Raw genomic sequence first — 12,974 nt, forward strand, 5'->3', positions numbered from 1 at the left:
GCGCCGGATTAGGTGAGGGACTCGGGGCGCGGAGTGCAGCGGGTCTATGGTGACGAACTGTCACGCGCGACATTCGTATTCGTATCGAAGCGTGCGTCGCTAGGCCCGGCCGGATCTCGCCGCGCGTGAACAACCTCGGAACTGGCAGGACCAATGCACTCGTGGTGAGGGCCGCAGGCCGCTAGGCTGAGCCTGCATGTGCCTGTTCCCCAGGCAACACAACTTCAGCAAGGAGTATCAAGTGGCCCTCATCGAGAACGTTCACGCGCGCGAGATCCTAGACTCCCGCGGCAACCCGACCCTTGAGGTCGAGATCCTCCTGGAGGACGGCTCCTCCGCCCGCGCCGCCGTACCCTCCGGCGCCTCAACCGGTGCCTTCGAGGCCGTCGAGCTGCGTGACGGAGACAAGGACCGCTACCTCGGCAAGGGTGTCGAGAAGGCCGTCGCCAATGTCAACGACACCATCGCCCCCGAGGTCATCGGCTTCGACGCCGCGGACCAGCGCGGCCTGGACCGTCTCATGATGGAGCTGGACGGTACCCCCAACAAGGGAAAGCTCGGCGCCAACGCCATCCTTGGCGTGTCCCTGGCTGCCGCGGCCGCCTCCGCCGACTCTGCCGGCCTGGATCTTTACCAGTACATCGGCGGCCCGAATGCCCACACCCTGCCGGTCCCCATGATGAACATCATGAACGGTGGCTCACACGCCGACTCCAATGTGGACATCCAGGAGTTCATGATCGCCCCGATCGGCGCTCCCACCTTCCGTGAGGCCCTGCGCATGGGCGCCGAGGTCTACCACTCGCTCAAGGCCGTGGTGAAGGGCCGGGGCCTGTCCACCGGTCTGGGCGACGAGGGCGGTTTCGCCCCGAACCTCGACTCCAACCGTGAGGCGCTGGAGCTGATCGTCGAGGCCATTGAGAAGGCCGGTTACACCCCCGGCAAGGATGTCGCCCTGGCCATGGACGTGGCTTCCACCGAGTTCTTCGACACCGAGACCAAGACCTACCAGTTCGAGGGCGAGGCCCGCGACAACGACTTCATGGTCTCCTACTACGAGAAGCTCATCACCGACTTCCCGATCGTCTCCATTGAGGACCCGCTGAGCGAGGACGAGTGGGATGACTGGAAGGCTCTGACGGATAGGATCGGCGACCGGGTGCAGTTGGTTGGTGATGACTTCTTCGTCACCAACCCTGAGCGTCTGGCCAAGGGCATCGAGCTCGGCGCCGCCAACGGCCTGCTGGTCAAGGTCAACCAGATCGGTTCGCTGACCGAGACGCTGGAGGCCGTCGAACTGGCGCACCGTGCCGGCTACAAGACCATGACCTCGCACCGCTCCGGTGAGACCGAGGACGTCACCATCGCCGACCTGGCGGTTGCCACCAACTCAGGCCAGATCAAGACGGGCGCACCGGCGCGCGGCGAGCGCATCAACAAGTACAACCAGCTGCTCCGCATCGAGGAGGCCCTGGGCGAGGACGCCGTCTACGCCGGCGCCGGCGCCTTCCCGCGCTTCAAGGCCTGAGCCGAAGCGGCTGCGGAGGCTCGGGGCGGGTAGGGCGCAGGTTATCTGCCTGAGCCGAAGCTGACAGCTTCCGGTTTCCTCCCGGGGCACGCACTTATCGTGTGCGCGCCCCGGGACGTGCCATTTCGGCCGACGTACTCGGTTTGGACCGCGATGCTCTGTGTGTACCCCTTTTCTCAGTTTGGACCGTCTGAGAGTGCCTTCCAGGCGGTCAAAACTGACGCCGCCGGTTCAATTCATGAAGCGTCGTATTCGACGCACCGGTCTTGCGCGCTCGCAACGGCGCCGCCCATGAGGCAGGATCGGTTCCATGACGCCGCGCCGACCAGCACCTGCACGCCCCGGCGTGCGCAGGACCTCTCGCCCCGGACCGGCCCGTGGCTCGCGTGGCACGGCCTCCGGCAGGAGCGGTAGGAAGTCGGACTCCGGCGCCGATGCCTCCCGCGGCGCGGAGACCGACGCCGCACGTTCCGACGCCGGCCGGGCCACTCGGGTGGAGGAGGCATCTGGTGGCGCAGACGGACTGTCATTGTCCATGCGGCTGCTCATACTCACCGGCGTGGTGGTGCTGGCATTCATTGTGGTCTTCCCGTCGCTGCGCGGCTACCTGCTTCAACGCGCCCAGTACGACGCCGTCCTGGAGCAGATCGACGAGGCGCGCGCCACCTCTTCCGCGCTGGAGGAGGAGTTGGCGCGCTGGAACGACGACGAGTATGTCAAGGCCCAGGCCCGAGAGCGCCTGTCCTATGTGATGCCCGGTGAGACCACCTACGTCGTCGTCGGGGCCGACAGTGTTGGGGCCGACGACAAGACCGGCTCCTCCCAGACCGCAGGAGAGCAACGGCCTCCCTGGTATCAGGAGTTGCGGGAATCGGCCCGTGTGGCCGGTCAGGTGGAGGAGGACAAACCCGCCGAGGACCCCGCCCGCCGGGGTTGGTCGACGCCCACCCCGCGGGCCACCGCGACACCTGAGGCGACCGCCGTGCCGTCGGACCGTGCCGCATCCACCGAGTCGGGGGATCAACAGTGACTGCGAGCGAAGCCGACCTGGAGACCCTGCGTATGCAATTGGGGCGCGTGCCTCGCGGAGTAGTCGACGTGGCAGCGCGTTGCGTTTGCGGCAGCCCCACGGTCGTGCGCACCGCCCCCCGCCTGCCTGACGGCTCTCCGTTCCCGACCATGTACTACCTCACCCACCCGGCGGCGGTACGCGGCTGCTCCACCCTTGAGGCGGAGCACCTGATGGAGGAGTACAACCGACGTCTGGCCGCCGAACCCGACCTGGCCGCGGCTTATGCGGATGCCCATGCCGATTACTTGGCTCGGCGCGCCGAGTTGGGGAGCCCCGTGGAGATTGCCGGGGTTTCGGCTGGAGGCATGCCCGTCCGGGTCAAATGTCTGCACGCGCTGTTGGCGCATGCGCTCGCGGTTGGGTGTGGTGTCAACCCGATTGGCGATCTGACCCTGGACGCGCTGCGTGAGCGTGGCTTGTGGGATCCCGAGCGCTGCTCATGCTGAACGTCGCCCTCCGCCGCCGTAGAGTTGGCGGTGAAGCCGTCGGCTAAGCCACTTGAGGGGGATCCGCGCATGACCCGTGTCGCCGCCATCGACTGCGGCACCAACACCATTCGGCTGCTCGTCGCCGAAGCCCTCCGGGACGAGCACACCGATGCGATCCACCTGCATCCCCTGCGCCGCTCCAGCACCATCGTCCGCCTCGGTCAGGGCGTGGATCGCACCGGCCGCCTGGACGCGGCGGCGCTGGCGCGCACGCTGGAGGTCGTGCGCGAATACGCGGCCACTTGCACCGCACTGGATGTGCCACCGGACGCCGCGCATATCCGCTTCGTGGCCACCTCCGCCACCCGGGACGCCGAGAATCGGGGGGAGTTCGTAGACGGTGTGCGCGCCGCACTCGGCATCATCCCCGAGGTCGTCTCCGGTCAGGAGGAGGCCCGGCTGTCTTTCGCCGGCTCGCTGTTGCGGGCCGGCGGCAGGCCGATGGGGGATGACGGCGCCGGGTCCGCGATCGGGCCGCGGCTGGTGGTGGACCTTGGGGGTGGCTCCACCGAACTGGTGCTCGGCGTCGACTCCCCGCAGTCCGCCTGCTCGATGAATACCGGTTCGGTGCGGATCACCGAGCGGCACCTCGCCGACGGCGTCACTGCGGAGGCCGAACGGGCGGCGCGTGCCGAGGTGCGCGCCCTGCTGGACCGGGCCACCGCTGCGGTCGACCTGGGCGGCGCATCCCAACTGGTCGGGTTAGCGGGCACCATCTCCACCGTGACGGCGCACGCCCTCGGTCTGGATGCCTTCGATCGCGACGCCATTGACGGCGCCGAGCTTGATGTTGAGCGAGTGCTGGCGTCATGCGATGCGATCGTTCACTCCACCGCCTCCGAGCGGGAGACCTGGGGTTATCTGCTGCCGGGACGCCGCGATGTCATCGCCGCCGGCGCACTGGTTTGGAGCGAGGTGGTGGCGCGGGTGGTTGCGGAGACCGCCGCCGCCGGACATCCGCTGACCACCGCCGTGACGAGCCTGTCTGACATTCTGGACGGTATAGCGCTCTCACTTCTGCCCTGCAAGGAGTAGACATGAGCGCGGGGGAGGGGAAGATGGGCAACGGCGACCGGGTGGGGGCCGTCCCGGTTCCGGAACCACCTGCCACGCTGCTGCGACAGGTGCAGTATCTGCGGCTCCTTCTGGAGGGCCGCGGCATCGTGGTGCCCGGCTCGCCCGCCTGTGCACGACCGGTCGTCTGGCGGGGGGCGACGCTGGGAGGCCCGGTGCCGGTGGTCGCCGTCGCCACCACCGGGGCCGATGCGGCCACCTGCGCCGCTCAGGCGCGGGCCGCCCGCTTGGCCGGCGCGGAAGTGGTCGAATTACGCGCCGATCTGCTGACCGTTCCCGGCGCCGTCCCGGCCGATGCCAGTGCCGTGGGTTCGGTACGGCGGGGACCGGAGGGGCTCGTGCAATCATGGCTGGCGGCGGCTCGCGCCGTCGGGGAGGTGCTGTGCGGCTGCGGTATTCCGGTGCTGCTGACGGTGCGCACGGCCGCCGAGGGGGGCGGGTTCAACGGCGACGACGTCACCTACCGGGCCGCGCTGGGCGGGCTCATCGAAGCAATCGGTGGGGGCGCCGGCGTCGCCGGCACCGGTGAGCGGGCCGTGGTGGCCGTCGATATCGAGTCCGTTCGCGGTGACTTGCCGTGCCTGGTGCCGCTGGCGCGACGGGCCGGGCTTGACGTGGTCGCCTCCTACCACGACTTCGACGCCGCCCCGGACGAGTTGGAACTGCTGCGTCGGATGCAAGCCATGCAGGATGCGGGCGCGTCGGTGGCCAAGGTCGCCGTTACTCCGGCGGATACGACGGAGGCCGAACGGGTATTGGGTGCGGCGGCCCGCGCCCGGGGGGAACTGGACATCCCGGTGGTAGTCATCGCCATGGGAGCGGCGGGCACCACGAGTCGGCTGGCCGGTGGCGTGTTCGGTTCGGCGCTGACCTTCGCGACCGCGGGCGGCGCCGGCTCCGCGCCCGGCCAGTTGCCCATCAAGCAGGTGCGGGAGGCCTTAGCGTTGCTGCACTCCTGATATCTCCATTCGCCGAGGTCGGTAGAAGTTACGTGCCGAGGTCGGTAGAAGTTACGCGTGTGATCGACCAGCGTCCGGGCCGTGGGGCGGGTCACCGCCGACGGCGTCGTCGGACGGGGCCGTGATCGCATACAGTTGCTGTGTTGCCCCGGCGAGGGATGCGTCAGCATCCGTGATCGACGTGGTGGTGCCGGAAGGTGCTGCGCGTCGTCGTGCCGCCGGACCACCTAACCAGCGGGGCCCGCTCCCCGCCACAACCGAGGAGAATGCATGCCCGCCAACACCATTGCGCTTGAGGCCGTCGACCGCACCGAGTTCGGCAAAGGCTCAGCCCGCCGGGCCCGTCGCGCCGGTCAGGTTCCCGCCGTCGTCTACGGCCACGGCACCGAGCCCCGCCACCTGCTGCTGGAGGAGCACGCCACTCGCCTGGCCCTGCGCGGAAACGAGAACGCCCTGGTCGAGTTGAACGTCGGCGGGGAGTCGCTGCTGGCTATAACCAAGGACGTCCAGCGGCACCCGATCCGTCCGGGTGTGCAGCATGTGGACTTCCTGCTGGTCAACCGCAACGAGAAGGTCGAGGTCGAGGTGCCCGTCGTGGTGACCGGTGAGCCGACCCCCGGCACTGTCCACATCATCGAGCTGGCCCACGTGCTCGTCTCCGCCCCGGCCATCGCCATCCCCGAGAGCATCGACGCCGACGTCACCGGCGTCGAGGCCGGCACCTCCGTCCGCGTGTCCGACCTGGCCCTGCCCGACGGCGTCGAGGCGATCACCGATGCGGATACCGACGTCGTCAATGTCACCCTGGAGGCCCTCCCGGCGGCCGCGGCGGAGGCTCCTGCTGCGGACGCCGCGGGCGAGGCTCCCGCCGCCGATGCCGAGTGAATCCGATCTCAGCGAGTAGTTCATGAACTCCCCGTGGCTCGTCGTCGGGCTGGGGAATTCCGGGACCCGGTACGCCCGCAACCGTCACAACGTCGGACAGATGGTCATTGACGTGCTGGCTGGGCGCGCCGGGTCCGGCCTTTCCAGCCACAAGACCCGCGCTCGGGTCGCCGACGTACGCCTGGGTGTCCTGCCCGGAGGCGTCCCCGGCCCGCGCGTGATCCTGGCCGGCACCGTCGGCTACATGAATGAGTCCGGCGGTCCGGTCAAGGCGCTCGCACACTTCTACGACGTCGAGCCGACTGTGCGGCTGCTAGTCATCCACGACGACCTCGATCTGCCGGCGCACAGGCTGCGGCTCAAGCGCGGTGGCGGTGAAGGTGGGCACAACGGTCTGCGCTCCATTTCCGCGGCGCTGGGCACACGTGACTTCGCGCGCCTGCGCATCGGGGTGGGGAGGCCCCCGGGCCGTCAGGACCCCGCCGACTTCGTGCTCAGTGACTTCCCGGGGCGGGAGCGGGCGGAACTGGCCGTCACCCTGGAGCAGGCGGCCGACACCGTAGAGCAAGTGGTTGCAGACGGGTTCACGGCCGCGCAGCAGCGGCTGCACTCGGCTTGAGCCGCCCGCCGACGGCGCTGCGTCCTATCTGCCGACGTCGGCACGTAACGTCTACCGACCTCGGCGGAGAGCGCGAAGAGCGTGGGGCGGGGGGACTGCTGGTGCCGGTTTCAGCGCATGAGGCCGGTCTCGTAGGCGACCACGACGGCCTGCACGCGGTCGCGCACATCCAGCTTGGCCAGCACGTTGCCGACGTGAGTCTTGACCGTCGTCGCGGACACGACCAGGTGGTCGGCGATCTCGGAGTTGCTCAGCCCCTGGGCCATGAGTGTCAGGATCTCGCGCTCGCGCGGCGTCAGCGAGGCGATGCGTGCATCCTCCTGGGTGGTCGTGCCACCGTCCTCGGGCAGGTGCGAGGCGAACATCTCCAGCATTCGCCGGGTGATGCGGGGGCTGACCACGGCCTCGCCGGAGGCGACCGTGCGGATAGCCTCCGCCAGTTCTCCCGGGCGCGTGTCCTTGAGTAGGAAGCCACTTGCCCCGGCGCGCAGACCGGCGAAGGCGTACTCATCCAGATCGAAGGTGGTCAGGATGAGGATCCTGGTCTGCGGGCACTGCTGGGTGATTCTGGCGGTGGCTTCGATTCCATTCATGCCCGGCATGCGCACATCCATGAGGATCACGTCGGGCTTCAGGGCGCGCGCCTGTGCCACGGCCGTGGCGCCGTCAGAGGCCTCACCGACGATCTCAATGTCCTCCGCCGGATCCAGCACCATGCGAAAGCCCATTCGCATGAGCGCCTGGTCGTCGGCGAGCACCACGGTTATGGGCTGTGCCCGTTGAGGGGATGCCGCATCTGCGGACGGCATGGGGGTGGCGGTATCGGTCGGGTAGGTTGCGTCGTTCACTGCGGCAGGTGCCACGGCGATGTCCCTTCGTCGTCTCCGTCTAGGCTCTCGTCCCAGTGCAGCACGGCCCGCACCCGCCAGCCGGTGGCGGTCGGGCCGGCCTGCACGGTTCCACCATAGACGGCGGCGCGCTCACGCATGCCAATCAGCCCCTTGCCGGAACCGTGCAGCGGCGTGGAACCGGGGGCGGACTGGTTGTCGATTGTGAGGATGGCCGTACCCGCATGCCGATCGACGGCGACATCGACGGCGTGTGTGGTGGGTGCGTAGCGCAGCACGTTGGTCAGCGCCTCCTGGGCGATGCGGAACACGGTCAGCTGCAGGCCCTTGTCCTTGGGTAGCCTGCGGCCGTCCCACCGGTAGGTGACGGGCACGCCCGCAGCTCGGAAACGCTCGACCAGGACCTTCAGGTCGGCCTGCTCGGGGGCGGGGGCGAGCGGTGTCTGACCACTGGAGGCGTCGGCCTCCGTGTCCGTCGCCTGCCGGCGCAGGTCGGCGATCTCCCGAGTCGGCTCTACGGGAGCGACGATTCCCGGCGGGGCGAACTCGGGCACCGGCAGTTCGCGCACGGCGGCCTCCCCCGGGTGGGTCCGCCCGGCCACTGCGTTTGTCGCCCGTCGCGGTGGAGCGGCCGCGTCCTCGCCGCGGGGAGCTGCGGCCGCCGAGGCCGCTGCGTCGTCGTCCGCCTGTGCGGGGGAGTGGGCGGGAAGGGGATCCTCCCGTAGCACCCCCACCAGTCGACGCGTGTCGGCCAGAGCGGAGCGCCCGGTCTCGGCGAGTGTGGTCAACGCCTCCTTCGCCATGGCGGGGTTGCGATCGACGGCGGCGGCCGCGCCGTCGGCCAGAGTGATCATCACGGCGAGCGAGTGTGCAACGACGTCGTGCATCTCCCGGGCGATGCGGCTGCGCTCGTTGGCGGCGGCCAGAGCGGCCTCCTGCTCGCGCGCCAGCATCAGGCGGGACGAGCGCGCCTCGGCCTCTCGCAACTGGGCCGCCTGACTGCGGATCACCAGGCCGACCAACACGCCGATGATGTTGATCAGCCCGTAGGGAATGAGCAGTTCGCCGAGTGTGCCGATCGAGTAGTCGCCGAGCAAGGCCTGGCCGACGGCCGTGGTCAGTGTGGAGACCGCGCAGGCGGCCCACACCCAGGTGGCGCGGTAGCGCAGTGCCAGCGTGGTCAGGATGAAGGGCAGCCCCAGCAGGGTGAAGGCGCGCAGCGCGTAGGCCACGTAACCGATCGCGGCTATGCCCATGTCATCGAACCGGTCCGTGACCACTGCTTGGTGGACAATGGGCAGGAAGGTGAGCACCCCCCAGGCGGCGGCCAGGTGACGGCGGCGGAAAACCAGGGCGAGGGTGCACACCAGGCACATGCCCAGGGTCCAAGGCAACCACGATTTCGGTGGGGCGATGTCCGCCGCCAGCAGCGGCCATAGGCCCATGAACACGTTGAGAGTCAGCACCACCACTGCGATGGCGGAGTCGGCCAGGTAAGGGTGCGCCTTCTGCCAACGCAGCAGGTGAGTAGTGGTGGGCGACGTACTCATGGTGCGGGCTCCCCTCTCCTCTTGGGTTGATTGTGCCCCGGCGGCGTGTGGCCGGCGGGGCAGGGATACGGACTCAGACGTCCCGACGGGTCAGCAGCAACCAACCCAGCACGAGCGGCACGATTCCCCAGGCAGTAAACACCAGGACCGCCTGCGTGTGCGATAGGAAGTCGCCGCCGTCCGCGCCCCAGGAGCTGGAGAGGCTGAAGGGATCAGCGACGGACGAGGCCACATTCAGGGGCAGCAGCGCGATCAGCTTCGACGCCCAGGCCCACTTCGTCGCCATCAATGACAGCGGCACGGTCAAGACGAACAGCAGGGTCATCACCACGGTGATCGAGCCGGCGGTCGAGCGCATGAGGAATCCCAGGCCCAGTGCCATCAGGGCGATCACCACGAAGCTCAGGCCCGTCCCCCACACGTAGCCGAGGTAGTGCATGTCGGTCAGGGAGCCGGCGTGTGCGTGCATAAAAGGCGCGGACACCGCCCAAGACAGCAGAATCGACACCGCTCCGATGCAGAAGGCCAGCGTGCCGGCGACGATGGCCTTTGCGCCCAGTACACGGCTCCGGTGCGGTACGGCGGCCAGTGTGGAGCGGATCTGCCCGGAGGTGTACTCGCCTGTGATGATCAGTGCGCCCAGCACCGCCACCACGATCTGGCCGAAGGAGGAGCCGAAGACGATCGCGTGCTTGGCGTCCTCCGCCAGCTCCGGGGAGGCGGCGAAGCCGATGGCCGCGCCCGCCCCCAGCAGCACGGTAATGCCGACGGCGATCATGGAGGTGACCCACGTCGAGCGCAGGGTACGGACCTTGATCGATTCGGCGTGCACGGCTCGCAAGAAGGTCTGACGGCAGGCCGGGCGGCCCGCGGCTGCGGCCGCTGGGTCGGACCCGGCGCGTGGAGCGGAACCTTCGACGCGATTGCGGCGCTGCTCGGCCCGGGCGCGGCCGGCGGCGGGAGAAGCGGTTGTGGGAAGGGTGGTGGTCATCGTTCTTCCTTCACGGTATGGGAGCACGTTGTGGGAGGTCTGGGTGCGTCGCGGGTGGCTGCGGGTGTCAGGCGGCTACGGGAACCATGCCGGTGGTGTACTCGACCTCGTTGCCGGTCAGTTCCAGGTAGGCCTCCTCCAGGGAGGCGCGCCGGGTTGTCAGCTCGTGCAGGACGATGCCGTTCGCAGCGGCGATCTCCCCGATCCGAGCGGCAGGGGCGGACGTGGTCGTCAGTACGCCGGGCTCGGCGGCGGCGGTGTCAATGCCGGTGCTGCTCAGCGCGGAGGCCAGCTCGGCCGCCTGCGGGGAGACCACGCGGACGACATCATTGGTGGCGGAGGCGATCACCTCCTCGACGGGGCCGGAGGTGAGGATGCGACCGCGGCCGATCACCAGCAGATGGTCCGCGGTCTGGGCCATCTCGCTCATCAGGTGGGAGGAGATGAAGACGGTGCGGCCCCGGTCGGCCAGGTGGCGGCAGGTCTCACGCACCCACTTCACGCCCTCGGGGTCAAGGCCGTTGACGGGCTCGTCGAAGATGAGTACCTGCGGGTCGCCCAGGAGTGCGGCGGCGATGCCCAGCCGCTGGCCCATGCCCAGGCTGAAGCCCTTGACCCGCTTCTTGGCCACCGGGCCCAGCCCGGTCAGCTCCAGGACCTCGTCCACGCGGCGGGTGGGGATGCCGTTGGAGACGGCCAGCTGGGTCAAGTGGGCGCGGGCGCTGCGGGAACCGTGCAGACCCTTGGCGTCCAGGAGGGCGCCGACCTGACACAGGGGCGCCGACAGCTCCCGGTAGGCGCGGCCGTTGATGGTTACGGTGCCCGCGGTGGGCTTGTCCAATCCCATGATCAGGCGCATGGTGGTGGACTTACCAGCGCCGTTGGGACCCAGGAATCCGGTCACGGTACCGGGTTCGATGGTGAAGGAGATGTTGTCGACGGCGGTCTTGGAGCCGTAGCGCTTGGTGAGATTAACGGCTTCGATCAAAGGGATCATCTCTTTCCGGGGGTCTCGGTTGCGCGGCGGAGGCGGTCAGGAGTGGGCCGGTCTGCGCCCGAACACCCCCAGACTAGGAAGCGGGATGGCCGAGCTCATCGACCCAGCTGGGGAATCTGCCGAGTGCGGGAGTGGGTATGACGGAGGAACGGGGTCCTCCCGAAGGATGAGCCTGTCGCGGGCACATGTGCCGGCCTCCGGGCCTGAGGATGTAGCCGTTTGCACACAGGACTTCTTCAGGAAGGTCGAGGACAATGGCCGCGATGAGCAACCCGTACTTCTCCCGCAGCCCCGTATTCAACGGGAGCGCCGCCCCGGCGTCGTCGGTGCAGCGCACCCCCAACGGCTACCCGACCATGCCCGGATACCAGCCCGGCCAGACCAGTCAGCCCTACGGCCAGCAGCCGGGTTACGGCTATCAGGGCGGCCAGGCCTACGGGCAGCAGGCCGGTTATGGCGGCGTGTCCCCGCAGCAACTCTCGGACCTGGAGGCGCAATACGGTGCGCCTTCGGCCACCAACGTCGACCGCGGTCGCATGACCTATGACGACGTGATCGTGCGCACCTTTGGTATCTTCGCGGTGATCATCGCCGTTGGCGCGGTCAGCTGGACGCTGGCGGTCAACGAGGCCACCGCGGGAATCGGCGTGCTGGCCATGATCGGCGGCGCGATCGGCGCGCTGATCCTGGGTCTGGTCAACTCCTTCAAGCGCGAGCCCAGCCCCGTACTGATCATGGCTTACGCCGTCTTCGAGGGCGCCATGCTCGGCGCCATCTCCGGCGTTATGGAGAATGCCTACGACGGCATCGTCATGCAGGCGGTGCTTGCCACGGCGGCCACCTTCGGCGTGATGTTGGTCGCCTACAAGTTCGCCGGCTTCCGCCTCAGTTCCAAGGCACAGCGCATCCTGTTGGCCGCCATGGGCGGCTACCTGATCTTCAGTGTGGTCAACTTCGTCCTGATGCTCACCGGCGTCCTGTCCAACCCGTGGGGCCTGCGCGGCATCACTGTCATGGGGATTCCGCTCGGACTGATCGTCGGCCTGCTGGCGGTGGTCATGGCGGCCTTCAGCTTCACCATGGATTTCGAGTCCATTCAGCGCGGTGTCGAGCGCGGCCTGCCCACCCGGTACGCCTGGTCCGGTGCCTTTGGCCTGGTGGTCACCCTGGTGTGGCTGTACATCGAGTTCCTGCGGATCCTGGCCATCCTGCGCGATAACTGACGCCCCGGCACCGACGACGGTGCCCGCGGTCCGCTGTGACGGTACCGCAGGCACCGTCGCAACTTGAGTGGGGCATACGACGTCGTCGGTCCGTGCGGCGAAGTGGGCGAAGCGGGGGGCACTGCCGTAGCCTGGCCCCCATGATCAACTCCAACATGCCCACCGTTGACGGCGCCAAGGGTGCCAAGCCTGCCCTGACCTTCCCCGGTCCGGACGCCCCCGAGGGCCTGCAGGTGCAGGTGCTCGACGCCGGCGATGGCGAGGTGATCGAGGCCGGCGACACCGTTGTGTGCCACTACCTGGGACAGATCTGGAACGGCAAGGTCTTCGACAACTCCTACGACCGGGGCCAGCCGTTGAACTTCCAGGTGGGGGTCGGCATGGTCATCCGCGGCTGGGACGACGGGCTGGTCGGTCAGCGCGTGGGCAGCCGGGTGATCCTCTCCATCCCCTCCGAACTCGGTTATGGCTCGCGCGGTGTGCCGCAGGCCGGCATCAGGGGCGGCGACACACTGGTGTTCGTCACCGAAATTCTCGGCACCATGTGACGCGGGGCGGCCGCCTGTCGCCCTGAGACACTACTTTGTGCCCTGGTACGAGCTTTTGCACCCTTATGGGTGGCAAATCGGCGCGCACCTGGAGGGTTATTCATAGGGGCAGCCCCTCGGGGCTGTCATGGACACGCGTTGGCGCCACAGACACGCGTTTTGGACATATGCATGTGCTAAACGCCTGCAAAC

The 12,974-nt window shown here is 68.5% G+C and carries 13 protein-coding genes; 9 read left to right on the plus strand and 4 right to left on the minus strand.

Annotated elements, in window-relative coordinates; translation table 11 throughout:
* Positions 1-241: 241 nt before the first annotated feature.
* From eno to pth, 7 genes are all read left to right on the plus strand, one after another.
* Positions 242-1,528 (plus strand): phosphopyruvate hydratase, encoded by a 1,287-nt coding sequence (gene eno / locus Q4A20_RS10955; protein ID WP_303122912.1) that lies wholly within the window; start codon positions 242-244, stop codon positions 1,526-1,528.
* Positions 1,529-1,838: 310 nt separating this feature from the next.
* Positions 1,839-2,558: a septum formation initiator family protein gene (locus tag Q4A20_RS10960; protein WP_303122913.1), complete on the plus strand. Its 720-nt coding sequence runs from the start codon at positions 1,839-1,841 to the stop codon at positions 2,556-2,558.
* Between the two features lie 32 nt (positions 2,559-2,590).
* Positions 2,591-3,046 carry a DUF501 domain-containing protein gene (locus tag Q4A20_RS10965; protein ID WP_303122922.1) on the plus strand — a complete coding sequence of 152 codons (456 nt, stop codon included), beginning with the start codon at positions 2,591-2,593 and terminating at the stop codon, positions 3,044-3,046.
* Between the two features lie 69 nt (positions 3,047-3,115).
* Positions 3,116-4,123 (plus strand): exopolyphosphatase, encoded by a 1,008-nt coding sequence (locus Q4A20_RS10970; RefSeq protein ID WP_303122914.1) that lies wholly within the window; start codon positions 3,116-3,118, stop codon positions 4,121-4,123.
* A 2-nt stretch (positions 4,124-4,125) separates the two neighbouring features.
* Positions 4,126-5,121, plus strand: coding sequence for a type I 3-dehydroquinate dehydratase (locus tag Q4A20_RS10975; protein ID WP_303122915.1), 996 nt, complete (start codon positions 4,126-4,128; stop codon positions 5,119-5,121).
* 270 nt (positions 5,122-5,391) lie between these two features.
* Positions 5,392-6,006, plus strand: a complete 615-nt coding sequence (locus Q4A20_RS10980; protein WP_303122916.1) for a 50S ribosomal protein L25/general stress protein Ctc — start codon at positions 5,392-5,394, stop codon at positions 6,004-6,006.
* A gap of 22 nt (positions 6,007-6,028) precedes the next feature.
* Complete coding sequence (gene pth / locus Q4A20_RS10985) at positions 6,029-6,625, plus strand: aminoacyl-tRNA hydrolase (protein ID WP_303122917.1); 597 nt, start codon at positions 6,029-6,031, stop codon at positions 6,623-6,625.
* Positions 6,626-6,735: 110 nt separating this feature from the next.
* Here the strand turns inward: pth and Q4A20_RS10990 are convergent, their stop codons facing one another.
* The 4 genes from Q4A20_RS10990 to Q4A20_RS11005 all read right to left on the minus strand — a co-directional run bounded on the left by Q4A20_RS10990 (position 6,736) and on the right by Q4A20_RS11005 (position 11,002).
* Positions 6,736-7,434: a response regulator transcription factor gene (locus Q4A20_RS10990; RefSeq protein WP_303122923.1), complete on the minus strand. Its 699-nt coding sequence runs from the start codon at positions 7,432-7,434 to the stop codon at positions 6,736-6,738.
* A 35-nt stretch (positions 7,435-7,469) separates the two neighbouring features.
* Positions 7,470-9,023 carry a sensor histidine kinase gene (locus Q4A20_RS10995; protein WP_303122918.1) on the minus strand — a complete coding sequence of 518 codons (1,554 nt, stop codon included), beginning with the start codon at positions 9,021-9,023 and terminating at the stop codon, positions 7,470-7,472.
* 73 nt (positions 9,024-9,096) lie between these two features.
* A complete protein-coding gene (locus tag Q4A20_RS11000; RefSeq protein WP_303122919.1) occupies positions 9,097-10,014 on the minus strand; it encodes an ABC transporter permease subunit in 918 nt (305 codons plus the stop codon).
* A gap of 67 nt (positions 10,015-10,081) precedes the next feature.
* Positions 10,082-11,002 carry an ABC transporter ATP-binding protein gene (locus tag Q4A20_RS11005; RefSeq protein WP_303122925.1) on the minus strand — a complete coding sequence of 307 codons (921 nt, stop codon included), beginning with the start codon at positions 11,000-11,002 and terminating at the stop codon, positions 10,082-10,084.
* Positions 11,003-11,274: 272 nt separating this feature from the next.
* On the opposite strand from Q4A20_RS11005, the gene Q4A20_RS11010 reads away from it, so the two are divergent.
* Complete coding sequence (locus tag Q4A20_RS11010; RefSeq protein ID WP_303122920.1) at positions 11,275-12,234, plus strand: Bax inhibitor-1/YccA family protein; 960 nt, start codon at positions 11,275-11,277, stop codon at positions 12,232-12,234.
* A 140-nt stretch (positions 12,235-12,374) separates the two neighbouring features.
* Positions 12,375-12,782 carry an FKBP-type peptidyl-prolyl cis-trans isomerase gene (locus Q4A20_RS11015; protein WP_303122921.1) on the plus strand — a complete coding sequence of 136 codons (408 nt, stop codon included), beginning with the start codon at positions 12,375-12,377 and terminating at the stop codon, positions 12,780-12,782.
* Positions 12,783-12,974: the final 192 nt, after the last annotated feature.

The organism is Actinomyces sp. (genome assembly GCF_030530635.1).
Classification (GTDB): domain Bacteria; phylum Actinomycetota; class Actinomycetes; order Actinomycetales; family Actinomycetaceae; genus Actinomyces.

Bases quoted from the DNA above. Each gene is read 5' to 3' on its own strand.
- Q4A20_RS10960 (WP_303122913.1), top strand. From the start codon at position 1,839: ATGACGCCGCGCCGACCAGCACCTGCACGCCCCGGCGTGCGCAGGACC.
- Q4A20_RS10965 (WP_303122922.1), top strand. From the start codon at position 2,591: ATGCAATTGGGGCGCGTGCCTCGCGGAGTAGTCGACGTGGCAGCGCGT.
- Q4A20_RS10970 (WP_303122914.1), top strand. From the start codon at position 3,116: ATGACCCGTGTCGCCGCCATCGACTGCGGCACCAACACCATTCGGCTG.
- Q4A20_RS10975 (WP_303122915.1), top strand. From the start codon at position 4,126: ATGAGCGCGGGGGAGGGGAAGATGGGCAACGGCGACCGGGTGGGGGCC.
- Q4A20_RS10980 (WP_303122916.1), top strand. From the start codon at position 5,392: ATGCCCGCCAACACCATTGCGCTTGAGGCCGTCGACCGCACCGAGTTC.
- pth (WP_303122917.1), top strand. From the start codon at position 6,029: ATGAACTCCCCGTGGCTCGTCGTCGGGCTGGGGAATTCCGGGACCCGG.
- Q4A20_RS10990 (WP_303122923.1), bottom strand. From the start codon at position 7,434: ATGCCGTCCGCAGATGCGGCATCCCCTCAACGGGCACAGCCCATAACC.
- Q4A20_RS10995 (WP_303122918.1), bottom strand. From the start codon at position 9,023: ATGAGTACGTCGCCCACCACTACTCACCTGCTGCGTTGGCAGAAGGCG.
- Q4A20_RS11000 (WP_303122919.1), bottom strand. From the start codon at position 10,014: ATGACCACCACCCTTCCCACAACCGCTTCTCCCGCCGCCGGCCGCGCC.
- Q4A20_RS11010 (WP_303122920.1), top strand. From the start codon at position 11,275: ATGAGCAACCCGTACTTCTCCCGCAGCCCCGTATTCAACGGGAGCGCC.
- Q4A20_RS11015 (WP_303122921.1), top strand. From the start codon at position 12,375: ATGATCAACTCCAACATGCCCACCGTTGACGGCGCCAAGGGTGCCAAG.